Raw genomic sequence first — 23,009 nt, 5'->3', positions numbered from 1 at the left:
GGCCCCGCCGTGTGCTAGTCGTGAACGACGAGTCCGGCCACCGCGTTGTCGAAGACCGTCCGGAAATCGCCCCATTGGGCGGTCGGCGCGGAGAGGTAGACGGCGAACTCGCGTCCACCGGGCTCCCCGAAGCCGAGGTCGATGGCCCGGAATTCGCGGGCCTTGCCCTGGAAGGTGAACTCCCATATCGCGGCCGGGCGGTCACGCCACCGGGTGCTCTGCATCCGCAGCCGCTCGTACCCCTCCAGCTTGGGGATGGTCTGCTGCTCCTCCTCCCCGAAGTGCTCCAGCGGGTCGCTCGCCGCGTAGTCCAGCGTGCCGATCCGCAGGCCGGCCAGTTCCGTCGGGTCGACGTAGATGACCTGGTCGCCCTGCACCTGACGGGTCCACCCGTCGGGCACCGGGACCGAGAAGCCGCGCTCCGGCTCCTCGGCGAGGTGGTAGCCGGCCGGCACGGGCGACGGGCCCGGCCCGGACGGGGAGGGCGAGGGGGGCGGGGAGGACGGCGGCGAGGACGTCGCCGAGTGGCTCTGCCCCGCCGCGTCGCCCCGGGTGCCGGTGGAGTCACTGAAGTGCTGTGCGGCGTAGAAGCCGCCGCCGGCGAGGGCGACGGCCAGCGCCACGGCGAGCAGCGCCCGTACGCCGGTCCGGCGGCGGCGCTCCGGGGCCGCCGCCGGGACGGTGAGCTCCGAGGGGACGGTGGGTGCGTGCGGCGGGGCGGGCCGCGGGGCGGCCGCCGGGGGCCGGACGACGGCGGTCGGCTCCGTGTGGGGCAGGGTGAGGCTCTCGCGGGGGACGCTCGCGGTCTCGGTCTCCGCGGCGCTCGCCCGCAGCATCCGCTCCGCCTCCGCCGCCGGCAGACGCCCCTCCGGCTCCCGCACCAACAACCCCGCGATCACCGGCCCCAACGGCCCCGCACGCCCCGCCACCGGCACCTCATCCGTCGCGATCGCATACGCCGTCTCGATCGCCGTGTCCCGGCGGAACGGCGAACGCCCCTCCACCGCCTGGAACAACGTCGCCCCCAACGCCCACAAATCCGCCCCCGGCCCCGGCACACCACCGGTCAACCGCTCCGGAGCAAGGAAATCGATCGACCCGATCAACTCACCCGTCCGCGTCAGCGTCGACGTCCCCGAAGCCTGCGCGATCCCGAAATCCGTCAGCACCACCCGGCCCGACTCCGCCAGCAGCACATTGCCCGGCTTCACATCCCGGTGCAGCACCCCCGCCGCATGCGCCGCCCGCAACGCCGCGATCATCCCCCGCCCGATCCGCGCCGCCTCCCCCGGCGTCACCGGACCCCGCTCCTTCAGCACATCACCCAGCGTCCTCGACGGCACGTACTCCATCACGATCACCGGCAGACCCTCGTCGTCCACCACGTCATGGACCACCACCACATTCGGATGACTGATCCGCGCCGCACTGCGCGCCTCCCGCCGCGTCCGCTCGAACAACGTCTCCAACTCGTCGTCCTGCAGATGCGGCTGCGGCGGATGCAAACGCTTGACCGCAACCGCACGCCCCAGCAGCTCGTCCTCGGCCCGCCAGACCGTCCCCATACCGCCACGGCCTATCCGCTCCACCAGCCGGTACCTCCCGGCCACCAGGCGTCCGAGGTCGGACATCGCGCGCCCCTTCCTGCAACGTACGAGAAGGAACGATATCCGGCCGGACCACGGATCCCGACAAGGCCGTGGCCCACGCCTCACCCGCCGTACCGGCGGCGGCTACAGCGGGACGATGTCCGGGGCGCCCAGCCGGGCGGCGTCCGCGGTCTGGTCGTCGGGCTGGCGCTGGGACTCCCGCTCGGCCTCGACCCGCTTCTCGTAGTGCTCGACCTCCTTCTCCACCTGCTCCTTGTCCCAGCCCAGGACGGGCGCCATCAGCTCGGCGGCCTCACGGGCGCTGAGCGTTCCGCGGTCGAAGGTCTCGATGGAGATGCGGGTCCGCCGGGTGAGCACGTCGTCCAGGTGCCGCGCCCCCTCGTGCGAGGCGGCGTAGACGACCTCGGCGCGCAGGTAGTCGTCCGCCCCGCCCAGCGGGCGGCCCAGCGAGGGGTCGTCCTCGATCAGCCGCAGCAGCTCCTCGGAGAGCGAGCCGTAGCGGTTGAGCAGGTGCTCGATCCGCGCCACGTGCAGGCCGGTGCGCGCCGCGATCCTGGCCCGGGCGTTCCACAGCGCGTGGTAGCCCTCCGCGCCGGCCAGCGGGATCTCCTCGGTGACGCACTCCGCGACCCGGTGCGCCAGGCCGTGCACGGCCGCGTCGACCGCGTCCTTGGCCATCACCCGGTACGTGGTGTACTTGCCGCCCGCGACCACCACCAGGCCCGGCACCGGGTGCGCCACGGTGTGCTCCCGGGACAGCTGGCTGGTGGCCTCCGACTCCCCCGCCAGCAGCGGACGCAGTCCCGCGTACACGCCCTGCACGTCGTCCCGGGTCAGCGGCACCGCGAGCACCGAGTTCACGTGCTCCAGCAGGTAGTCGATGTCGGCGCTGGACGCGGCCGGGTGCGACTTGTCCAGGCTCCAGTCGGTGTCCGTCGTCCCGACGATCCAGTGGCGGCCCCACGGGATCACGAAGAGCACGCTCTTCTCGGTCCGCAGGATCAGCCCCGTCGCGGAGTGGATCCGGTCCTTCGGCACGACCAGGTGTATGCCCTTGGACGCCCGCACGTGGAACTGCCCGCGCTCCCCGATCAGCGCCTGCGTGTCGTCCGTCCACACCCCGGTGGCGTTCACGATCTGCCGCGCGCGCACCTCGTAGACGCCCCCGGCCTCCACGTCCTCGACCCGGGCGCCCACCACGCGCTCGCCCTCGCGCAGGAATCCGATCACCCGGGCCCGGTTCGCGGCCAGCGCGCCGTATGCGGAAGCCGTCCTGACCAGCGTCATCGTGTACCGGGCGTCGTCCATCTGCGCGTCGTAGTACTGCAGCGCCCCGACCAGGGCGTCCTTGCGCAGGCACGGCGCCACGCGCAGCGCGCTCTTGCGGCTCAGGTGGCGGTGGTGCGGCAGGCCGCGGCCGTGCCCGGAGGACAGCGCCATCGTGTCGTACAGCGTCACACCGGCACCCGCGTAGAAGCGCTCCCAGACGCGGTGCTGCAGCGGGTACAGGAACGGCACCGGCTTCACCAGGTGCGGCGCCAGGCGCTGGAGCAGCAGACCGCGCTCCTTGAGGGCCTCCCGGACCAGGGCGAAGTCCAGCATCTCCAGGTAGCGCAGTCCGCCGTGGATCAGCTTGCTCGACCGGCTCGACGTCCCGGACGCCCAGTCGCGGGCCTCCACGATGCCGGTCGTCAGCCCGCGCGTCGCGGCGTCCAGCGCCGTCCCGGCGCCCACGACGCCCGCGCCCACCACGAGTACGTCGAGTTCCTGTTCCGCCATCCGGGCGAGCGCGGAGGCACGCTCCGCCGGTCCCAGTGTCGCCGTCAGCATCCTGGCCTCCCGTCGTGACGCGGGGTCGCGCCTCAGCGCATTCCCCGTCCCCACGATCGTTACCCGTGTCGTGGCGCCCGGCTACTTCGGGCTCCGCCGGTGCGGGGCGCTGTGTGCGGGTGCGTTGTGGTTGCGGTTTGGGTTTTTCCCGCCCGCCCGCCCGTTGCCCCGGGGACGGTTGGTGCGGGTCTCGCCGGGTTTCGTGGGTGGGCCGGGGGCGGGGCCTCCGGGGTGGGCATTCTGTACCGCATATTTATGTGCATGGCGGGCAATCCGGGTTCGGCACCGCTCTGCCGCACAACAAATACACGTCAGCGTCCAGAACGCCCACCCCTACGACCCCACCCCCTCCGTATCGCGAGCGACCAACGCCCGGTGGGGGGTGATGAGGCAATCCGGGGTTGCCGCGAGTGCCTTACTCACCCCCCACCGGCCGTCATGCGCCCACTCAACGGGAGGGGGTGTGGCGGGGTGCGCCCGGAAGCGACGAGCGGCGGACCCGGGACGGAACGATCCGGCGAATCCGCGAGCGCTGAGGACGTGCGCCGGCGCGCCACCGACCCACAGACGAACAGAGCGCAGACCCGCACTGACCGCACCGGGGCAATCGGGCGGGCGGCGGGAAACCGCCCGCCGCAGGCGTAAACGACCCGCACATGGACAACCGGCCCGCACACGAACGCACAGACCGGATCGGGGAGGCGGGGGACCGGGGGGACCCCGGACCGCGTGGCGTGCAGTCATATCAGCTACCTGTCTGGTTAGCCTGATTTCGCGCCATTTGGGTACCAGGACGCCCCCCGTCGCAGGAGAGGACCCCCATGCCCGCAGACCTCGCAGTCATCGGACTCGGCCACGCCGGCCTGCCCCTCGCGCAGGCGGCCAGCGCCGCCGGCCTCGGGGTGATCGGGTACGACCCGGACGAGCACGTGGTGGAGGCGATCAACGCCGGCAGCCGGGTGCCCTGCGGCGCGCTGGCCGCCGCCGACGTACGGCGGATGCTCGCGGGCGGCTTCCGCGCGACCGCGGACACGGCCGCCCTGGGCCGGGTGCGGGCGGCCGTGCTGTGCGCGCCGACCCCGCCCGGGGAGGACGGGGAGCCGGACCTGACGGCGCTGGCGGAGGCCGCCCGTGCGCTGGCGGGGCAACTGCGGCCGCACAGCACGGTGGTCCTGGAGTCGCCGGTGTACCCGGGCACGACGGAGGACTTCCTGCGTCCGCTGCTGGAGGAGGGTTCCGGCCTGCGGGCCGGCCACGGCTTCCACCTGGCGTACGCCCCGGCGCGGCACCCCGGCGCACCGAAGGTGATCGGCGGGCTCACCCCCGCCTGCACGGAGGCCGCGGCCGTGTTCTACGGCCGGTTCACCGAGCGGATCGTCCGGGCGCGGGGCGTGCGCGAGGCGGAGAGCGTTCAGCTGCTGGAGACCAACTACCGGCACGTCAACATCGCCCTGGCCAACGAGATGGCCGTGTTCTGCCACGACATCGGTGTGGACGTCTGGGACGTCATCCGCTGCGCCGAGACCCGTCCGCAGGGCTTCCATGCCTTCCGTCCCGGACCCGGGGTCGGCGGCCACAGCATGCCGCTGGATCCGGGGCACCCGCCGTACCAGGGCCGGGTGCGCGGGCATCCGCTGCGGCTGGTCGAGTACGCGCGGGAGGTCAACGCCCGGATGCCGCGCTACGTGGTGCAGCGCGCCGCGGCCCTGCTGAACGAGCACGGCAAGTCGCTGCGCGGGGCGCGGGTGCTGCTGCTGGGCGTGACGTACAAGCCGGATCTGCCGGACCAGGAGCGCTCGCCGGCCCGGGAGATCGGCGCCCGTCTTTTCGAGCTGGGGGCGCAGCTGAGCTACCACGACCCGTACGTCCCGCGGTGGCGGGTACTGGACCGCCCGGTCCCCCGCGCCGACTCGCTGTGGGAGGCCGCGGCCGACGCCGACCTCACGGTCCTGCTCCAGCACCACCGCACGTACGACATGCAAGGCCTGGCGGTGAAGGCCCAGTTGATGCTGGACACCCGCGGGGCCACTCCGGTGGGGGCGGCCGCACGGCTGTGACGGCACGCCGAGGGGCCCGGACCGCGCGAGTGGCGGTCCGGGCCCCTGTGCCGTGCGGCGGCGGTCAGCGGTGGTGCGTCGGCGACACCGTGACCTCGACCCGCTGGAACTCCTTCAGTTCGGAGTAGCCGGTCGTGGCCATCGCGCGGCGCAGGGCGCCGAAGAAGTTCATGGAGCCGTCGGGCGCGTGGGAGGGGCCGAGCAGGATCTGCTCGGTCGTGCCGGCGGTGCCCAGGTTCATGCGCTTGCCTCGCGGCAGCTCCTCGTGGGTGGCCTCCATGCCCCAGTGGAAGCCGCGGCCGGGCGCGTCGGTGGCGCGGGCCAGCGGGGAGCCCATCATCACCGAGTCGGCGCCGCAGGCGATCGCCTTGGGCAGGTCGCCGCTGGAGCCGAAGCCGCCGTCGGCGATGACGTGCACGTAGCGGCCGCCCGACTCGTCCATGTAGTCGCGGCGGGCCGCGGCCACGTCGGCGACCGCGGTCGCCATCGGCACCTGGATGCCGAGGACGTTGCGGGTGGTGTGGGCGGCGCCGCCGCCGAAGCCGACGAGGACGCCCGCGGCGCCGGTGCGCATCAGGTGCAGCGCCGCGGTGTAGGTGGCGCAGCCGCCGACGATAACCGGCACGTCGAGCTCGTAGATGAACTGCTTGAGGTTGAGCGGCTCGTGGGAGCCCGACACGTGCTCGGCGGAGACCGTCGTGCCGCGGATGACGAAGATGTCCACGCCCGCGTCGACCACGGCCTTGGAGAACTGCGCGGTGCGCTGCGGGGAGAGCGCGGCGGCCGTGACCACACCGGCGTCGCGCACCTCCTTGATGCGCTGCCCGATCAGCTCCTCCTTGATCGGCGCCGCGTAGATCTCCTGCAGGCGCCGGGTCACGGAGGCGTCGTCCAGCTCGGCGATCTCGGCGAGCAGCGGCTCGGGGTCCTCGTAGCGGGTCCACAGGCCCTCGAGGTTGAGCACGCCGAGGCCGCCGAGGTTGCCGATGCGGATGGCGGTCTCCGGGGAGACCACGGAGTCCATCGGGGCCGCGAGGAAGGGCAGCTCGAAGCGGTAGGCGTCGATCTGCCACGCGATCGAGACCTCCTTGGGGTCCCGCGTACGGCGGCTCGGGACGACGGCGATGTCGTCGAATGCGTATGCCCTGCGGCCGCGCTTGCCCCGCCCGATCTCGATCTCAGTCACTGTCGCTATGCCTTTCCTTCGTGGCCTGCCCGTCCAGTATCCCAGGCAGGGCAGCCGGAAGCCCGCGGCCGTGCGCGGCCGCGGGCTTCGGGTCGTCCGCTCGTACCGTCAGCGCCCGTGGTAGTTCGGCGCCTCGGTGGTCATCTGGATGTCGTGCGGGTGGCTCTCCTTGAGGCCGGCCGCGGTGATCCGCACGAAGCGGCCCTTCTCCTTGAGCTCGGGGATCGTCGCGGAGCCGACGTAGCCCATGGAGGAGCGCAGACCGCCGATGAGCTGGTGGGCCACCGCGGAGAGCGGGCCGCGGTAGGGCACCTGGCCCTCGATGCCCTCGGGGACGAGCTTGTCCTCGGAGAGCACGTTGTCCTGGAAGTAGCGGTCCTTGGAGTAGGACTGGGCCTGCCCGCGCGACTGCATCGCGCCCAGCGAACCCATGCCGCGGTACGACTTGAACTGCTTGCCGTTGATGAAGAGCAGCTCGCCCGGCGACTCCTCGCAGCCCGCGAGGAGGCTGCCCAGCATGACGGTGTCCGCGCCGGCCGCGATGGCCTTGGCGATGTCGCCGGAGTACTGCAGGCCGCCGTCGCCGATCAGCGGGACGCCGGCCGGTCCGGCCGCGAGGGAGGCCTCGTAGATCGCCGTCACCTGGGGGGCGCCGACGCCGGCGACCACGCGGGTGGTGCAGATGGAACCGGGGCCGACACCGACCTTGATGCCGTCGGCGCCCGCGTCGATCAGTGCCTGGGCGCCGTCGCGGGTGGCGACGTTGCCGGCCACCACGTCGATCTTGATGTTGGCCTTGACCTTGGCGACCATGTCGAGGATGCCGCGGCTGTGACCGTGGGCGCTGTCGATGACCAGGAAGTCGGCACCGGCCTCGACCAGCCGCTGCGCGCGGAGGAAGGACTCGTCGCCGACGCCCACCGCGGCGCCGACCAGCAGCCGGCCCTCGGCGTCCTTGGCGGCGTTGGGGTACTTCTCGGCCTTCACGAAGTCCTTGACCGTGATCAGGCCCTTGAGGCGGCCTTCGTCGTCGACGAGCGGCAGCTTCTCGATCTTGTGCTTGCGCAGCAGGTCCATCGCGTCGACGCCGGAGATGCCGACCTTGCCGGTGACCAGCGGCATCGGCGTCATGACCTCGCGGACCTGCCGGGAGCGGTCGCTCTCGAAGGCCATGTCACGGTTGGTGACGATGCCCAGCAGCTTGCCGGAGGCGTCGGTGACGGGGACGCCGCTGATGCGGAACTTGCCGCACAGGGCGTCGGCCTCGGCGAGGGTGGCGTCGGGGTGGACGGTGATCGGGTCGGTCACCATGCCGGACTCGGACCGCTTCACCAGGTCGACCTGGTTGACCTGGTCCTCGATGGACAGGTTGCGGTGGAGGACGCCCACACCGCCCTGGCGGGCCATCGCGATGGCCATCCGCGCCTCGGTGACCTTGTCCATCGCCGCCGACAGCAGCGGGATGTTCACGCTGACGTTCCGGGAGACCTTCGAGCGGGTGTCGACCTGGTTCGGCACGACGTCCGACGCACCTGGGAGCAGCAGCACGTCGTCGTAGGTGAGTCCGAGCAGCCCGAACTTCTCGGCTACTCCGTCGGCGTTCAACGTCATGACACCTTCCCCATGGTCTTGCCCGGCGAGATGTTCAATGCTAATGGGTCCCGCGGGAAACCAGTTCCGGCCCCTGGAGCGGGGCCGGGGCGACGGGTCCTAGGCGCTCAACCCGGGGGCGCCCGCGGCGGCTTCCTCCGCCAGCGCGCGCAGCCGGGACAGCGCCCGGTGCTGGGCCACCCGGACGGCGCCCGGCGACATGCCGAGCACCTGACCGGTCTCCTCGGCGGTGAGGCCCACGGCGACGCGGAGCAGCACCAGCTCCCGCTGGTGTTCCGGGAGGTTGGCGAGCAGCTTCTTCGCCCACTCCGCGTCGCTGCTCAGCAGCGCCCGCTCCTCCGGCCCGAGCGAGTCGTCCGGCTGCTCGGGCATCTCGTCGGAGGGCACGGCCGTCGAGCCCGGGCGGCGCATGGCGGCCCGCTGCAGATCGGCGACCTTGTGGGCGGCGATGCCGAAGACGAAGGCCTCGAAGGGCCGCCCCTGGTCCCGGTAACGGGGCAGGGCGCACAGCACCGCGAGGCAGACCTCCTGGGCGAGGTCGTCCACGAAGTGGCGCGCGTCACCCGGCAGCCGCGACAGCCTGGTACGGCAGTAGCGCTCGGCGAGCGGGTGCACGTGGGCGAGCAGGTCGTGCGTCGCCTGCTCGTCGCCGTCCACAGCTCGACGTACGAGTGCCCCTATGGCTGTCTCATTGCCGGTGGCCTCGTCGCGCATCCGTCCATAGTGCATCGCCGCGGGCCGCTCCGTGGGCTCGGACCCGTGGTTGTGCTCCGAAGCGTTATGCGGCGCGCCGTGCGGGGCGCTTCGAGGGACCGCACCGGCCGTAGTCATGTCATGCACCCGCCGCCCCGCCCGACCGTGTCCCCGAGAGTCCATACCTCAAGCATGCGCCCTCGGCGCGGAAACCGGTACGAGCGGGGCAGCCGCACGGCCGCCCCACAGCTCATCGGCCCCTCAGCCCTCACGAGGCCGCCGCCTCAGCGCACCAGGCCCCAGCGGAAGCCGAGCGCCACCGCGTGGGCCCGGTCCGAGGCGCCGAGCTTCTTGAAGAGGCGTCGCGCGTGCGTCTTGACGGTGTCCTCGGAGAGGAAGAGCTCGCGGCCGATCTCCGCGTTGGAGCGGCCGTGGCTCATGCCCTCCAACACCTGGATCTCGCGGGCGGTCAGGGTCGGGGCGGCGCCCATCTCGGCCGAGCGCAGCCGGCGCGGGGCGAGCCGCCAGGTCGGGTCGGCCAGCGCCTGGGTGACCGTGGCCCGCAACTCGGCGCGCGAGGCGTCCTTGTGCAGGTATCCGCGGGCACCGGCGGCGACCGCGAGGGCCACCCCGTCCAGGTCCTCGGCGACCGTGAGCATGATGATGCGGGCGCCGGGGTCGGCGGACAGCAGCCGCCGTACGGTCTCGACGCCGCCGAGGCCGGGCATCCGGACGTCCATGAGGATGAGGTCCGAGCGGTCGGCGCCCCAGCGGCGGAGGACTTCCTCGCCGTTGGCCGCGGTCGTCACGCGCTCCACGCCGGGCACGGTCGCAACCGCGCGGCGCAGGGCCTCTCGGGCAAGCGGGGAGTCGTCGCAGACGAGAACGGAAGTCATGACCGTCCTCCGCAGCTGATCCGCGTCACGTTGAGCCTCCAGGCTGTACGAATCGTTCACCGGTGGGGATGACGGCCTCGGGCGCCTGCCCGATTAGTTCGACCGCCAACCACTTCCGCACCTTCAACGACCCTCACTCGAAAGAGTTACGGAGTTTGGCGGGCGACTCCCGCACTCTCCGTGCGCGGACCGACACGGATCAGCAACGTCGCAGGTCGCGGCCGTTCGCCGGGCTCCAAAAAGCGGCACAACGGGCGCCCGCTTGCAGCACACATCAGCCGCCGACCGGGGGGCAATGTCAGATTTTGCCTGTTTGGAGGCTTTTTACCCGCATGGCGGGAGTTCGTTGGCGATTTTGTGATGAATCATATTTACATCTACTTCGACAGTAGATGTAACGTCGACAGCACCCTCCCAGAGCTTCGCGCCTGGACGGTGTCCCTGCAGCCCACCTCTCGAGGAGATGAGCAATGGCAGACTTCTCCCGCCTCCCGGGCCCGAACGCCGACCTCTGGGACTGGCAGCTGGTCGCCGCCTGCCGCGGCGTCGACAGCTCCCTGTTCTTCCACCCCGAGGGAGAGCGCGGTGCCGCCCGGAGCGCGCGTGAGGCGGCGGCGAAGGAGGTGTGCATGCGCTGCCCCGTCCGCGCCGAGTGCGCGACGCACGCTCTGACGGTCCGCGAACCCTACGGGGTCTGGGGCGGACTCACCGAGGACGAGCGCGAGGAGATGATGGGCCGGTCCCGCAACCGGGTCATGAGCTCGCACGCCACCGGCAGTCACTGACCCACCGGACGACAGCCAACGAGGAAACGTTTCATCACAAGCGACGGAGGTACCCGCGGTGCCGCGGGCTCAGACCGTCGAGGGGTCGCGCAGGGCCGCGAGCCGCAGCCGCCCCAGCATCATGTCGACAGCCGGCACCTGAGCCAGGTCGGGCAGCGTCAGCGCCGCCACGTCCCGGCGCACGGCCGGCCGTAGGTCCCGTACGGCCACTCCGCGCAGCCGCACCGCCTCCAGCGCGAGGCCGGGCTGCGCCGAGACGCCCATCCCCGACGCCACCAGGCCGACCGCCGCCGGGTAGTCGTCGGTGGCGAAGTCGATCCGCGGCTCGAAGCCCTCCCGCCCGCACAGCTCCACCAAGTGCCGGCGGCAGTGCGGGCAGCCCGCGATCCACGGCTCGTCCGCGAGGTCGGACAGCCGCACCGGACCACCGCCGCGCGCCATCGCGTGCCCGGCCGGCAGCACCGCGAAGAGCCGGTCGGTGAGCAGCGGCCGCACGAGCAGGCCCTCCCACTCGGCCGCGTCCCCGGCGCCGTCGCTCCCGTCGCCGTCCACGTAGCGGTAGGCCAGCGCCAGTTCGCACTCCCCAGCGCGCAGCATCTCCACCGCCTGCGGCGGCTGTGCCTCGGCCAGCGTGATCCGTACGTCCGGGTGCGCGGCGCGCATCGCGGCCAGTGCGGTGGGCACCAGGGACGGGCCCGCGCTCGGGAACGACACCAGCCGCACCCGCCCGGCCCGCAGTCCCCCGATGGCCGCGACCTCCTCCTCGGCGGCGGCCAGCCCCGCGAGGATGCCGCTCGCGTGCCGGGCCAGCGCCTCACCCGCCTCGGTCAGCCGGGTGGTCCGCCCGCCGCGGACGAGCAGCGGGGTGCCCGCTGCGAGTTCCAGCGCCTTCATCTGCTGGCTCACCGCCGGCTGGGTGCAGCCCAGCTCCCGCGCGGCGCCCGACAGCGAGCCGGTACGGGCCACGGCGCGCAGCACACGGAGGTGGCGGGCCTCGAACACGCTCCGAGCATAAGTGTTCCTTGGGGGATGCGTTCGGTGTTCGATGATGGACTTTGAGCAGTCCGGGGCGCAGGCTGGGGAACCATGGACATCGCCGGGGAATTCGCGTTGGACGCCGGGATCACCTACCTCAACACCGCCTCGTCGGGCATCGGCCCGCTCCGCTCCGCCGAGGCGCTGCGCACCGCCGTGGCCGCCTGGTCCGAGGGCACCGACGACTGGGTGCGCGACGAGCGCGCCCTGACCACCGCCCGCACCGCCTACGCCCGCCTCACCGGGGTGACCGCCGACCGCGTCGCCGTCGGCTCCTCCGTCACCACGCACGTCGGCATGATCGCCGCGGCGCTCCCCGCCGGGGCCGAAGTGGTCCTGGCCGACGGCGACTTCAGCTCGCTGGTCAACCCGTTCGCCTCCCGTGCCGACGTCACCGTGCGCACCGTTCCCCTGGAGGGCGTCGCCGACGCCGTACGTCCCACCACCGGCCTCGTCGCGGTCAGCGCGGTGCAGTCCGCGGACGGCCGGGTCGCCGACCTGGCGGCGGTCCGCGAGGCCGCGTCCCGGCACGGGGCGCGCGTGCTCGTCGACGCCACCCAGGCGGTCGGCTGGCTGCCGCTGCGCGCGGATGACCTCGACTACGTCGTGTGCGGCGGCTACAAGTGGCTGCTCGCCCCGCGCGGGGTGTCGTTCCTGACCGTGCGGGAGGGCGCCGAGGACGGGCTGTCCGCGCAGTTCGCCGGCTGGTACGCGGCCGAGAACCCGTGGGGCGACTGCTACGGGCCGGTCGCGCACCTCGCGCGCTCCGCCCGGCGGTTCGACGTGATGCCGCCGCTGCTGCCGTACCTGGCCGGGGCGGCCTCGCTGGGCCTGGTCGAGGAACTGGGCGTCGAGGCCATCGGCGCCCACGACATCGCGCTGGCCGAGCACTTCCGTGCGGGCCTGCTGCGGCTCGGCCACAAGCCGGTGCCGTCCGGTGCGCGGGCCTCGGCGATCGTGGCCGTCCCGGGCCTGGGCGACGCGGCGGAGCGGCTGGCCGCCGCCGGCATCCGCGTCTCGGCCCGCGCGGGAAACCTGCGGGCGGCCTTCCACCTGTACAACACCGAGGCGGACGTGGACCGGCTGCTGCGGGTGCTCGCGGGCTAGGCACAGCGCCCCGCCGGCGGCCCCGGCCCGGCGGAAAACGTCTCGCCGGGTGCCGGGCGGGCGCCGTACGGTCGCGGGATGAAGCTGCTCTCGGTGAACGTGGGCCGGCCCCGTGCGAACCCGTGGAAGACCAGCGGGACGACCGGCATCGACAAGCACCCGGTCCCGGGCCCGGTGGCGGTGACCGCACCGGGTCCCAAGGGCACCGGCGCGGTCGGCCTCGCCGGCGACCGGGTGTACGACGTGGCGCACCACGGCGGCGCCGACCAGGCCGTCTACGCCTACGCCCGCGAGGACCTCGACACCTGGGAACGCCGGCTCGACATGCCACTGCGCAACGGCATGTTCGGGGAGAACCTGACCACCTCGGGGCTGGACGTCAACGCGGCCCTGATCGGCGAGCGGTGGCGGATCGGCGGGCCGGGCGGCGCCGTCCTGGAGGTGTCCTGCCCGCGGATCCCCTGCGCCACCTTCCAGGGCTGGCTGGAACAGGGCGGCTGGATCAGGACGTTCACGCGGGCCGCGCTGCCCGGCGCCTACCTCCGGGTCGCCGAACCCGGTGAGGTCCGGGCCGGCGACCCCGTCGAGGTCGTCCACCGCCCCGGGCACGAGGTCACCGTCGCGCTGACCTTCCGCGCGGTCACCCTGGAGCCCGCGCTGCTCCCCCGGCTGCTGGCGGCGGACGCCCTCCCGCAGGATGTGCGCGCCGCGGCCCGCGGGCGGACGGGGGCTCACTAGCCTGCGGGGCATGACGACTTCACTGATCACGGGAGCCACCGCGGGGATCGGCGCGGCGTTCGCGCGCCGGCTGGCGAAGGACGGTCACGCCCTGGTCCTGGTCGCCCGCGACGGGCAGCGGCTGGAGGAGAGCGCGCAGGAGCTGCGGCACGCGTACGGGGTGACCGTGGAGGTGCTGCCCGCCGACCTGTCCGAGGACAAGGGCATCGCGGCGGTCGAGGCGCGGCTGCGGGACCGCGAGCGCCCGGTCGACGTACTGGTCAACAACGCGGGCTTCGGCAACCGGGGCGGCTTCGGCGACGTGCCGGTGACCGACGAACTGACCATGCTCAAGGTGCACTGCGAGGCGGTGCTGCGGCTGACCTGCGCCGCCACCGGGGCCATGCGGGAACGCGGGCGCGGCTTCGTGGTCAATGTGGCCTCGGTGGCGGCCTTCGTGCCGCGCGGCACGTACGGGGCGAGCAAGGCGTGGGTCGTCAGCTTCACCCAGGGCGTGGCCCGGGAGCTCGCGGGCACCGGGGTGCGGCTGATGGCGCTGTGCCCGGGCTTCGTCCGCACCGAGTTCCACCGGCGGGCCGGGATGGAGACCGGCGGCATCCCCTCCTGGGCGTGGCTGGACGCCGACAAGGTGGTCGCCGCGGCCCTGCGCGACCTGGCCCGCGGCCGGTCCCTCAGCGTGCCCGACCCGCGCTACAAGGTCGCGGTGGCCGCGGCCAGGCTGGCGCCGAGCGGGGCGCTCGGCCGCGTCTCGTCGAAGGCGGGACGGCGCTTCGGGCCGGCCTACCCCCGCGACTGAGGCCGGTCGCCCCGGCAGCCCGAAGGCCCCCGTTCCCGGGCGGGAACGGGGGCCTTCGCGGACGTGCTCAGTGGGAGTGGCCGTGACCGTGGCCGTGACCGGCCTCGGCGGGCTCCTCCTCCTTCTTCTCCACCACGAGGGTCTCGGTGGTGAGGAGCAGGGAGGCGATGGAGGCGGCGTTCTCCAGGGCGGAGCGGGTGACCTTGACCGGGTCGATGACGCCGGACTTCACCAGGTCGCCGTACTCGCCGGTCGCGGCGTTGAAGCCGTGGCCCTTCTCCAGCTCGGAGACCTTGGAGGTGATGACGTAGCCCTCCAGGCCGGCGTTCTCGGCGATCCAGCGCAGCGGCTCGACCGCGGCGCGGCGGACGACCGCCACACCGGTGGCCTCGTCGCCGGTCTTGCCGAGGCCGTCCTCGAGCACCTTGACCGCGTGAACGAGAGCGGAGCCACCACCGGAGACGATGCCCTCCTCGACCGCGGCGCGGGTCGCGGAGATGGCGTCCTCCAGACGGTGCTTCTTCTCCTTGAGCTCGACCTCGGTGGCCGCGCCGACGCGGATGACGCACACGCCGCCGGCCAGCTTGGCGAGGCGCTCCTGGAGCTTCTCGCGGTCCCAGTCGGAGTCGGTCGAGGCGATCTCGGCCTTGATCTGGTTGACCCGGCCGCTGATCTCCGCGGACTCGCCGCCACCGTCGACGATGGTGGTGTCGTCCTTGGTGACGGTCACGCGGCGGGCGCCGCCGAGCACGTCCAGACCGACCTGGTCGAGCTTGAGGCCGACCTCCTCGGCGACGACGGTGCCGCCGGTGAGGGTGGCGATGTCGCCGAGCATGGCCTTGCGGCGGTCGCCGAAGCCGGGGGCCTTCACCGCGACGGCGTTGAAGGTGCCGCGGATCTTGTTGACCACCAGGGTGGACAGGGCCTCGCCCTCGACGTCCTCGGCGATGATCAGCAGCGGCTTGGAGGCGCCGGCCTGCAGGATCTTCTCCAGCAGCGGGAGCAGGTCCTGGATGGAGGAGATCTTGCCCTGGGTGATGAGGATGTACGGGTCCTCCAGGACGGCCTCCTGGCGCTCCTGGTCCGTCACGAAGTACGGGGACAGGTAGCCCTTGTCGAAGGCCATGCCCTCGGTGAAGTCCAGCTCCAGGCCGAAGGTGTTGGACTCCTCGACGGTGATGACACCGTCCTTGCCGACCTTGTCGATCGCCTCGGCGATCAGCTCGCCGACCTGCTTGTCCTGGGCGGACAGCGCGGCGACGGCGGCGATGTCGTCCTTGCCCTCGATGGGGCGGGCGGTGGCGAGCAGCTCGTCCGAGACGGCCTTGACCGCCGCGTCGATGCCCTTCTTCAGGGCGGCCGGGGAGGCGCCGGCGGCGACGTTGCGCAGACCCTCGCGGACCAGCGCCTGGGCGAGCACCGTGGCGGTGGTGGTGCCGTCACCCGCGATGTCGTTGGTCTTGGTCGCCACCTCCTTCACGAGCTGCGCGCCGAGGTTCTCGTACGCGTCCTCGATCTCGACCTCACGCGCGATGGTGACACCGTCGTTGGTGATGGTCGGGGCGCCGAACTTCTTGTCGATGACGACGTTGCGGCCCTTGGGGCCGATCGTCACCTTCACGGTGTCGGCGAGCTTGTTCACGCCGCGCTCAAGGGCGCGACGCGCGTCCTCGTCGAACTTCAGGATCTTGGCCATACCGGCGGAATTCCTCGTCTTTGGGTTCTCGTCGAAGACCGCGCCCCGGGTCCCCGGTCCGTTCGAGGACTCGGTGTGCCCGGGGCGTGGTCACGGCATTTCTCGCTTGCGCGCGGCGCCGGTCCTACTTCTCGACGATCGCGAGGACGTCGCGAGCCGAGAGGACGAGGTACTCCTCGCCGCTGTACTTGACCTCGGTGCCGCCGTACTTGCTGTACAGCACGATGTCGCCGACCTTGACGTCGAGCGGGATGCGGTTGCCGTCCTCGAAGCGACCCGGGCCGACGGCCAGGACGACGCCCTCCTGGGGCTTCTCCTTGGCGGTGTCCGGGATGACCAGGCCGGAGGCGGTGGTCTGCTCGGCATCCAGCGGCTGGACCACGATGCGGTCCTCGAGCGGCTTGATGGCAACCTTGGTGCTGGCGGTCGTCACGATCCGACCTCCCCCTTCAAAGGGCTCACGGGAGTGTCTGTCTGGGGTGGCGACCTGGTAGGCCCGTCGTCGCGGGTGCCGGACCTGCCCGTCGCGTTTGTGCTGGCACTCGGCAAGGCTGAGTGCCAGGTCCGAGACTAGGACGCGCTTAGCACTCGGTCAAGCGGAGTGCCAACGCCGCGCCGTACGATCCGCTCTCCCCCAGGTGGAACGGCATGCCCGGAAGCTCGGTTCCGGGCCCGCCGCGCGCCGGGCGCGGCACGCGTGAGGCAGGTCGCGCACCCCGGCCGGACCGGCATCTTCGTCGTCGCGCCGACGCCGGCGCGCGGCGCGACGCGGGTCCGGCCGTCTTCCGCCCGCCTCGTCCGCACGTGCGCCAGGCCGGTCCGGCGGGCAGCGGCGCCGCGGGACAATGGACGGCGTGGATCTTGACGCGTTCTCGGCTCTCCTGACCGACGAGGGGCAGTCCCTGCTGGCCTCCCTGCGGGACTACGACCCCGCCGCCGAACTGGCGACCGCGACGCGGCTGCGGCGGGAGCACGACGCCGGGCTGGTGGCGGCCGCGCTGACGCAGGCCCGGCTGCGGCAGCGGGCGGCGGCGAAGTTCGGCGAGGACGCGTACCGGATGTACTTCACGCCCGACGGGGTCGAGCAGTCGACGCGGGCCTCGGTCGCCCGGCACCGGGCGGAGCGGTTCGCCGCGCTCGGGGTGCGGCGGCTGGCGGACCTGTGCTGCGGGATCGGCGGGGACGCCGTCCCGCTGGCCCGCGCCGGGGTGGAGGTGCTGGCGGTCGACCGTTCCGAACTGACCTGCGCGGTGGCGCGGGCGAACGCGGAGGCGCTGGGACTGTCCGGTCTGATCGAGGTGCGCTGCGCCGACGTGACGGAGACCTCCGTGGACGGCTACGACGCGGTCTTCGCCGATCCGGCCCGGCGCGGCGGGCGGGGCCGGATCTTCGACCCCGAGGCGTACTCCCCGCCGCTGTCGTGGGCGGTGGCGGCGGCCCGTAAGGCCCCGCTGGCGGCCCTGAAGGTGGCGCCGGGGATCCCGCACGAGGCCGTGCCGGAGGACGCCGAGGCGGAGTGGGTCTCCGACCACGGCGACGTGAAGGAGGCCGTGCTGTGGTTCGGCACCGCCCCGGGGGCCCGCCGGGCGACCCTGCTGCCGTCGGGCGCCACGCTGCCCGCCGCCGGCCTGCCCGACCCGCAGGTGCGCCCCGTGGGGCGCTGGCTGTACGAGCCGGACGGCGCGGTGATCCGGGCCCACATGGTGGCCGACGTGGCGGCGCGGGTCGGCGGCGGCCTGATCGACCCGACCATCGCGTACGTCACCTCGGACGAGCCGCACACGACGCCCTGGGCGACCGCCTACGAGATCACCGACGTGCTGCCCTTCAACCTCAAGCGGCTCAAGGCGCTGCTGCGCGAACGCGAGGTGGGCGTGCTGACGGTGAAGAAGCGCGGCTCGGCCGTCGAACCGGAGGAGGTGCGCCGCCGGGTCAAACCCCAGGGCCCGCACGCGGCCACGGTCTTCCTGACCCGTGTCGCGGGCGCCCCGAGCATGCTGCTGGGCACCCCGGCCCGGACGGACGCTCCGGCCCGCCCCGCGGCCGACGGCGCCTAGCCCCGCCGCAGGAGGCTCCTCGCGACGCCCGGCACGTCGCCGAGGGCACCGGCGAGGACGGTGGGTCCGCAGCTGCCCAGGGCGGGGCCGGTGTAGCCCCAGGCCGCGCCGATCGAATGGATCCCGGCGGCCGCCGCGGCGGCGACGTCGGAGGGGCTGTCACCCACGAAGCAGGCACGCCCCGGCGGCACCCCGAGGCGGTCGAGCGCGAGCAGGATGCCCTCCCCGGAGGGCTTGGGCGCGGCGTCGCCCCACCCGACCACCACGCCGAAGTACGCCGACAGCTCCGCGGGGACGAGCCGCGCCACCCGGCTCGCGGGCTGCATGGTCACCACCCCGATCGCGGTGCCGGAGGCCGCGAGGTCGCTCAGCACGCCGGCGGCGCCAGGGAACGGGGACGCACCCCACGTGGCGAGGGTGAGCGCGTCCTCCCAGGCGGTCCCGAACACGGTCTCCTCGTCGGTCACCCCGAGCCGAGCCAGCAGTTCGTGGTGGGGAAGGTGGTCGAGTCCGGCCGGCAGACGGCTCTCGTCGACGCGCTCGCCCAGAGCCGCGGCGGCGACGTCGAGAATCGCCCGCCGCATCGCCCGCCGGCTGTCGAGGAGGACGCCGTCGAGATCGAAGAGGACGGCACAGCCGGAGTCGGTCATCGGTACTTCTCGCCACCTGAGGGAACGCCTCCCGGACACCGGTCGTCCGGCAGGACGCCTGCTCGGGGGCGCCACGGCAGAAGCCCGGTTGCCTTCGGCGCCGGAGTCATCCTACGACCGGCCCTCCCGGCGCCGGGACCTGCTCCCCCTCGCCCACCGACTCGAAGCGCCAGCGGTGGACGGCCCGCCGGGCCAGCCCCTCGTCCGGCTCGGGCAGTTCGGGCAGCACCGCCTCGTACGGGGCGTCCCACCAGGTGATGACCAGCACGCGGTCCTGGGGGGCGGAGAAGGTCTCCCGGCGCAGCGGGGCCGGCGACAGCGCCCGCGCACGGGCCCACGCCAGAAGCTCGGGCCCGCGCCCCTCGACGGCGCGGGCCTCCCACATGAGGGCGACGGTCACGAGTAGAGGTTGTCCTTGCTGAGCTCGTGGACGTGATCGTGATCGTGGGTGTGGGTGTGGCCGGGCACGGACACGTCCGTGACCTGCAGCGAGGAGTCCGCCGGCAGGTCCCACGTGGACGACGGCCGGCCGCGGGCCACCATCTCCGCGCCGAGGGCCGCGACCATGGCGCCGTTGTCGGTGCACAGCTTGGGCCGCGGCACACGCAGGAGGATCCCCGCGTCCTCGCAGCGCTCCTGCGCCAGCGAACGCAGCCGGCTGTTGGCCGCGACGCCGCCGCCGATCATCAGGTGGTCGACGCCGTTGTCCTTGCAGGCCCGGATCGCCTTGCGGGTGAGGACGTCGACGACGGCCTCCTGGAAGGACGCGGACACGTCCGCGACCGGCACCTCCACGCCCTCCCGGCGCTTGGACTCGATCCACCGCGCCACGGCTGTCTTCAGGCCGGAGAAGGAGAAGTCGTAGAGCGGGTCGCGGGAGCCGGTCAGACCGCGCGGGAAGCGGATCGCGTCCCGGTCGCCCTCGCGGGCCACGCGGTCGATGGCGGGCCCGCCGGGGAAGCCGAGGCCCAGCACCCGGGCGACCTTGTCGAAGGCCTCGCCCGCCGCGTCGTCGATGGTGGAGCCCAGCGGGCGCACGTCGCCGGTGATGTCGGGGGCCAGCAGCAGCGAGGAGTGGCCGCCGGACACCAGCAGCGCCATCGTCGGCTCGGGCAGCGGCCCGTGCTCCAGCTGGTCCACGCAGATGTGCGAGGCGAGGTGGTTGACCCCGTACAGCGGCTTGCCGAGGGCGTAGGCGTACGCCTTGGCCGCGGACACGCCGACCAGCAGGGCGCCCGCGAGCCCGGGGCCCGCGGTGACGGCGATCCCGTCCAGGTCGGAGGCGGCGACGCCGGCCTCCTTCAGCGCGCGCTGGATCGTGGGGACCATCGCCTCCAGGTGCGCGCGGCTGGCGACCTCGGGGACGACGCCGCCGAAGCGGGCGTGCTCGTCGACGCTGGACGCGACCGCGTCGGCGAGCAGGGTGTGCCCGCGCACGATGCCGACACCGGTCTCGTCGCAGGACGTCTCGATGCCGAGGACAAGGGGCTCGTCAGCCATGGGTGGTCTCTGTTCCTTGTAGTCCCGGTACGTCAGGGGAGGCCGGCAGCTCGCCGAGCCTCATCACGAGGGCGTCGACGTTGCCCGGCTGGTAGTAGCCGCGCCGGAAGCCGATCGGCTCGAAGCCGAAGCGCGCGTAGAGCCGCTGGGCACGGACGTTGTCGACGCGCACCTCCAGCAGCACCTCGTGGCATTCGAAGGCGGTGGCCTGCCGCAGCAGTTCCCCGAGCAGCTGTGCGCCGAGGCCGGTGCCCCACTGCTCGGTGGCGACGGCGATGGTCTGCACGTCCCCGGTGCCGGCGACGGCTGCCAGGCCCGCGTAGCCGACGATCCGCCCGGCCTCGTCCTCGGCCGCGACGTAGTGCCGGGTCGCCGAAGGGTGCCGCGCGTCGGCCAGTTCGGACCAGAACATGCCGCGCGACCACGCGTCGTCCGGGAAGAGCCGGTGTTCCAGCTCCATCACCGCGTCCAGGTCCCACCAGCGCATCTCGCGCATCACCGCGGTCACTTCGGCAGGACCGCCTTGTAGCCCGCCGGCACCTGGGCATCCGGGCGGCGCAGGTACAGCGGCAGCGCGGGGAGGAAGTCCTCGCCGTCCGCCAGCTTCACGGCGGCGAGCGCGGCCAGCGCGGCGGCGGACTGGTCGGCGGGCGGGCGGACGTCGGTGAAGACCTCGGGGTAGAGGGCGGCGCCCGCGCCGACCGCGGGCACTCCCGCGACCTCGTCGGCGATGTCGGCGGGCCGGTCCACGGCCGGGTCGGTCAGCCGGGCCCGCGGGCCCTCGTACCGGGCCCAGTAGACCTCCTTGCGGCGGGCGTCCGTGGCCACGACGAACGGCCCCTCGACGCCGGCGGCGTACGCCAGGCCGTCGAGGGTGCAGATCCCGTGGACGGGGACGCCGAGGACGTCGGCGAAGGAGACCGCGGTCACCAGCCCGACGCGCAGTCCCGTGTACGGTCCGGGGCCGACGCCGACCACGATCCCGGTCACGTCGCCCAGTCCCGTCCCGGCTTCTCGCAGCACTCGGTCCACGGCGGGCATCAGCAGCTCCCCGTGCCGTCGCGCGTCGATCTCCGTCGACTCTGCGAGCACGCGCCGGCCGTCGTGCAGGGCGACCGTCACGGCGGGGGTTGCGGTATCGAAGGCAAGCAGCAGCACGCGTTCAGCCTACGGCGTTCACCGGGGTGGCCCTGCCAGGACGGGGGCACCGCGGCCGCCCGGGACGGCGCTCCCGCCGCCGTGCGGCACGGCTGCTAACGTCAACCCAGCGTGACGCCCACCTCCGGAGGAAAGCCGTGGCAAGGATCGGTTCAGGGACGATCGTGACCGGACTGACCGCAGCCGCCCTGGCCGCCGTCGGCGTGCTCGCCGTCCAGGCCTCCGGCTCCGCCGACGAGATGCCCAAGGGCGCCCGCCCCGCGGCCGCCGCCGGTGCCGGCCCCACCACGAAGGCCTCCGCCTCGCCCTCCCCGGAGAAGAAGAACGAGCTCCCCCCGGCATCCGGCAGCGGCACCCGGGTCGTCTACTCGCTCCGCTCGGACCGCGTCTGGCTGGTCGGCGAGGACGGAACGGTGCGCACCACCTACGCGGTCGTCCCCGGCACGGTCGACCCCGCCCCCGGCAGCTACTCCGTGACCTCCCGCAGCGCCGCCGGGGTCGGCGGCGACGGCGTGGCCGTGGAGAACGTGGTGCGGTTCACGACCGTGGACAGCGTGGTGATCGGCTTCAGCGCGGCGAAGGACGGCTCCCTGCCGGACGCCCCGCCCCCGGGCCAGCAGACGGGCGGCATCCGCGAGAAGCGGAAGGACGGGGCCGCGCTGTGGAAGTTCGCGACCATCGGCAGCAAGGTCGTCGTCGTCCGCTGATTTCCCCCGGACGAGTGAACGCCCGTGGGGCCCTTACGACGGACGGCACGCGTCCCGCGCCCCGCCGCGTCCGCCTAGGCCGCGTCCGCCTCGGGCCGCGTCGTGGGCTCGTCCTGTGCCGCGTCCGGTTCCGGCTCCTCGTGCTCCTCCGGCGGGGTGCACACCGCGTTCGCCGCCGCGGACGCCGCGAGCAGCGCCTGCATCGAGTAACCCGGCTCCGGGGCCGTGTGGGCCGACATGGATGCCTCCTGGGTCCGACGGGGTCGGGTTAGGCTGCCCTAACCAGCTCCTGGACTCCAGCAGAACACGTGGGACGTGCCGTACGCAACATCTTCCCGACACCTTGTCGGAACGGTTACGCGCTCAGATGCCGAGCCCCGTCAGGTCCTCACCGGCCCAGCGCGCACCGACACCGGTGACGACGACCTCGCGCACGTCGTGGTCCTCCTGCCCGTTCGCCGCGACCTCGCCCACCGCACGGTGGATCACCAGCTGCAGCCGGTCGTCGGAGAGCTCCTCGACCTTGCCCTCGCCCCACTCGACCACGACCACCGACTCCGGCAGCGAGACGTCGAGGTCCAGGTCCTCCATCTCGTCGAGACCGCCGGTCAGCCGGTACGCGTCCACGTGCACCAGGGCCGGGCCGCCACGCAGCGAGGGGTGCACCCGCGCGATCACGAAGGTCGGCGACGTCACCGCCCCCCGGACGCCCATGCCCTCGCCGAGGCCACGGGTCAGCGTGGTCTTGCCCGCGCCCAGGTCACCGCTGAGGACGACGAGGTCGCCGGCGCGCAGCAGCGGCGCGAGACGGCGCCCCAGCTCGCGCATCTGGTCGGGGGTCTTGACCGTGACCCTGATCGCTTCCATGCCGATGGCTTCCATGCCCATGTGCCCGAA

The 23,009-nt window shown here is 73.2% G+C and carries 23 protein-coding genes; 7 read left to right on the top strand and 16 right to left on the bottom strand.

Features of this window, described 5'->3' with window-relative positions:
* Window positions 1-14 precede the first annotated feature (14 nt).
* Window positions 15-1,631, bottom strand: coding sequence for a serine/threonine-protein kinase (locus ACFW3D_RS00210; RefSeq protein WP_500499564.1), 1,617 nt, complete (start codon window positions 1,629-1,631; stop codon window positions 15-17).
* A 102-nt stretch (window positions 1,632-1,733) separates the two neighbouring features.
* A complete protein-coding gene (locus tag ACFW3D_RS00205) occupies window positions 1,734-3,440 on the bottom strand; it encodes a glycerol-3-phosphate dehydrogenase/oxidase (protein ID WP_500499561.1) in 1,707 nt (568 codons plus the stop codon).
* An 821-nt stretch (window positions 3,441-4,261) separates the two neighbouring features.
* Between ACFW3D_RS00205 and ACFW3D_RS00200 the strand changes: the two genes are divergently transcribed.
* Window positions 4,262-5,497, top strand: a complete 1,236-nt coding sequence (locus ACFW3D_RS00200; RefSeq protein WP_500499560.1) for a nucleotide sugar dehydrogenase — start codon at window positions 4,262-4,264, stop codon at window positions 5,495-5,497.
* Between the two features lie 64 nt (window positions 5,498-5,561).
* Here the strand turns inward: ACFW3D_RS00200 and ACFW3D_RS00195 are convergent, their stop codons facing one another.
* From ACFW3D_RS00195 to ACFW3D_RS00180, 4 genes are all read right to left on the bottom strand, one after another.
* Entirely contained in the window at window positions 5,562-6,683 is a 1,122-nt protein-coding gene (locus ACFW3D_RS00195) for a GuaB3 family IMP dehydrogenase-related protein (protein ID WP_499513468.1), read from the bottom strand.
* A gap of 108 nt (window positions 6,684-6,791) precedes the next feature.
* A complete protein-coding gene (gene guaB / locus ACFW3D_RS00190) occupies window positions 6,792-8,294 on the bottom strand; it encodes an IMP dehydrogenase (protein ID WP_500499557.1) in 1,503 nt (500 codons plus the stop codon).
* A gap of 99 nt (window positions 8,295-8,393) precedes the next feature.
* Window positions 8,394-9,008 carry a sigma-70 family RNA polymerase sigma factor gene (locus ACFW3D_RS00185; RefSeq protein WP_500499556.1) on the bottom strand — a complete coding sequence of 205 codons (615 nt, stop codon included), beginning with the start codon at window positions 9,006-9,008 and terminating at the stop codon, window positions 8,394-8,396.
* 263 nt (window positions 9,009-9,271) lie between these two features.
* Window positions 9,272-9,883 (bottom strand): response regulator transcription factor, encoded by a 612-nt coding sequence (locus tag ACFW3D_RS00180; RefSeq protein WP_003948568.1) that lies wholly within the window; start codon window positions 9,881-9,883, stop codon window positions 9,272-9,274.
* Window positions 9,884-10,353: 470 nt separating this feature from the next.
* Here ACFW3D_RS00180 and ACFW3D_RS00175 point away from each other — a divergent pair, with 470 nt between their 5' ends.
* Window positions 10,354-10,668 carry a WhiB family transcriptional regulator gene (locus ACFW3D_RS00175; protein ID WP_319138961.1) on the top strand — a complete coding sequence of 105 codons (315 nt, stop codon included), beginning with the start codon at window positions 10,354-10,356 and terminating at the stop codon, window positions 10,666-10,668.
* Window positions 10,669-10,737: 69 nt separating this feature from the next.
* Here ACFW3D_RS00175 and ACFW3D_RS00170 read toward each other — a convergent pair whose 3' ends face one another.
* Window positions 10,738-11,670: a LysR family transcriptional regulator gene (locus ACFW3D_RS00170; RefSeq protein WP_500499554.1), complete on the bottom strand. Its 933-nt coding sequence runs from the start codon at window positions 11,668-11,670 to the stop codon at window positions 10,738-10,740.
* A gap of 84 nt (window positions 11,671-11,754) precedes the next feature.
* On the opposite strand from ACFW3D_RS00170, the gene ACFW3D_RS00165 reads away from it, so the two are divergent.
* From ACFW3D_RS00165 to ACFW3D_RS00155, 3 genes are all read left to right on the top strand, one after another.
* Complete coding sequence (locus ACFW3D_RS00165; RefSeq protein WP_500499552.1) at window positions 11,755-12,810, top strand: aminotransferase class V-fold PLP-dependent enzyme; 1,056 nt, start codon at window positions 11,755-11,757, stop codon at window positions 12,808-12,810.
* A 78-nt stretch (window positions 12,811-12,888) separates the two neighbouring features.
* Entirely contained in the window at window positions 12,889-13,548 is a 660-nt protein-coding gene (locus tag ACFW3D_RS00160; protein ID WP_500499551.1) for an MOSC domain-containing protein, read from the top strand.
* A 10-nt stretch (window positions 13,549-13,558) separates the two neighbouring features.
* Window positions 13,559-14,344 carry an SDR family NAD(P)-dependent oxidoreductase gene (locus tag ACFW3D_RS00155; RefSeq protein ID WP_500499549.1) on the top strand — a complete coding sequence of 262 codons (786 nt, stop codon included), beginning with the start codon at window positions 13,559-13,561 and terminating at the stop codon, window positions 14,342-14,344.
* Window positions 14,345-14,411: 67 nt separating this feature from the next.
* Here the strand turns inward: ACFW3D_RS00155 and groL are convergent, their stop codons facing one another.
* Complete coding sequence (gene groL / locus ACFW3D_RS00150; RefSeq protein WP_500499545.1) at window positions 14,412-16,040, bottom strand: chaperonin GroEL; 1,629 nt, start codon at window positions 16,038-16,040, stop codon at window positions 14,412-14,414.
* Between the two features lie 124 nt (window positions 16,041-16,164).
* On the bottom strand, window positions 16,165-16,473 hold the full coding sequence (groES, locus tag ACFW3D_RS00145; RefSeq protein WP_018562788.1) for a co-chaperone GroES: 309 nt from the start codon (window positions 16,471-16,473) through the stop codon (window positions 16,165-16,167).
* A gap of 412 nt (window positions 16,474-16,885) precedes the next feature.
* On the opposite strand from groES, the gene ACFW3D_RS00140 reads away from it, so the two are divergent.
* Window positions 16,886-18,097, top strand: coding sequence for a THUMP-like domain-containing protein (locus ACFW3D_RS00140; RefSeq protein ID WP_500499543.1), 1,212 nt, complete (start codon window positions 16,886-16,888; stop codon window positions 18,095-18,097).
* On the opposite strand, the gene ACFW3D_RS00135 is transcribed toward ACFW3D_RS00140, so the two are convergent.
* The 5 genes from ACFW3D_RS00135 to tsaB all read right to left on the bottom strand — a co-directional run bounded on the left by ACFW3D_RS00135 (window position 18,094) and on the right by tsaB (window position 21,405).
* On the bottom strand, window positions 18,094-18,747 hold the full coding sequence (locus ACFW3D_RS00135) for an HAD family hydrolase (protein WP_500499540.1): 654 nt from the start codon (window positions 18,745-18,747) through the stop codon (window positions 18,094-18,096). The two genes, ACFW3D_RS00140 and ACFW3D_RS00135, sit on opposite strands and share 4 nt — an antisense overlap.
* Window positions 18,748-18,853: 106 nt before the next feature.
* Complete coding sequence (locus tag ACFW3D_RS00130; RefSeq protein ID WP_500499538.1) at window positions 18,854-19,147, bottom strand: hypothetical protein; 294 nt, start codon at window positions 19,145-19,147, stop codon at window positions 18,854-18,856.
* On the bottom strand, window positions 19,144-20,247 hold the full coding sequence (gene tsaD / locus ACFW3D_RS00125; RefSeq protein WP_500499535.1) for a tRNA (adenosine(37)-N6)-threonylcarbamoyltransferase complex transferase subunit TsaD: 1,104 nt from the start codon (window positions 20,245-20,247) through the stop codon (window positions 19,144-19,146). The genes ACFW3D_RS00130 and tsaD overlap by 4 nt, the downstream gene beginning before the upstream one ends.
* Window positions 20,240-20,734: a ribosomal protein S18-alanine N-acetyltransferase gene (gene rimI / locus ACFW3D_RS00120; protein WP_500500137.1), complete on the bottom strand. Its 495-nt coding sequence runs from the start codon at window positions 20,732-20,734 to the stop codon at window positions 20,240-20,242. Before rimI ends, tsaD begins: the two co-directional genes overlap by 8 nt.
* Window positions 20,735-20,751: 17 nt before the next feature.
* Window positions 20,752-21,405 (bottom strand): tRNA (adenosine(37)-N6)-threonylcarbamoyltransferase complex dimerization subunit type 1 TsaB, encoded by a 654-nt coding sequence (tsaB, locus tag ACFW3D_RS00115; protein WP_500499533.1) that lies wholly within the window; start codon window positions 21,403-21,405, stop codon window positions 20,752-20,754.
* A gap of 164 nt (window positions 21,406-21,569) precedes the next feature.
* On the opposite strand from tsaB, the gene ACFW3D_RS00110 reads away from it, so the two are divergent.
* Entirely contained in the window at window positions 21,570-22,112 is a 543-nt protein-coding gene (locus tag ACFW3D_RS00110) for a hypothetical protein (protein ID WP_500499531.1), read from the top strand.
* Window positions 22,113-22,186: 74 nt separating this feature from the next.
* Here ACFW3D_RS00110 and ACFW3D_RS00105 read toward each other — a convergent pair whose 3' ends face one another.
* Complete coding sequence (locus ACFW3D_RS00105; RefSeq protein ID WP_500499528.1) at window positions 22,187-22,351, bottom strand: hypothetical protein; 165 nt, start codon at window positions 22,349-22,351, stop codon at window positions 22,187-22,189.
* 124 nt (window positions 22,352-22,475) lie between these two features.
* A complete protein-coding gene (gene tsaE / locus ACFW3D_RS00100; RefSeq protein ID WP_500499526.1) occupies window positions 22,476-23,000 on the bottom strand; it encodes a tRNA (adenosine(37)-N6)-threonylcarbamoyltransferase complex ATPase subunit type 1 TsaE in 525 nt (174 codons plus the stop codon).
* Window positions 23,001-23,009: the final 9 nt, after the last annotated feature.

It is taken from the genome of Streptomyces sp. NPDC058864, assembly GCF_042742985.1.
Taxonomy (GTDB): domain Bacteria; phylum Actinomycetota; class Actinomycetes; order Streptomycetales; family Streptomycetaceae; genus Actinacidiphila.
The sequence above is the reverse complement of the archived record's forward strand: the minus strand, read 5'-3'. Positions and strand labels throughout refer to the sequence as shown.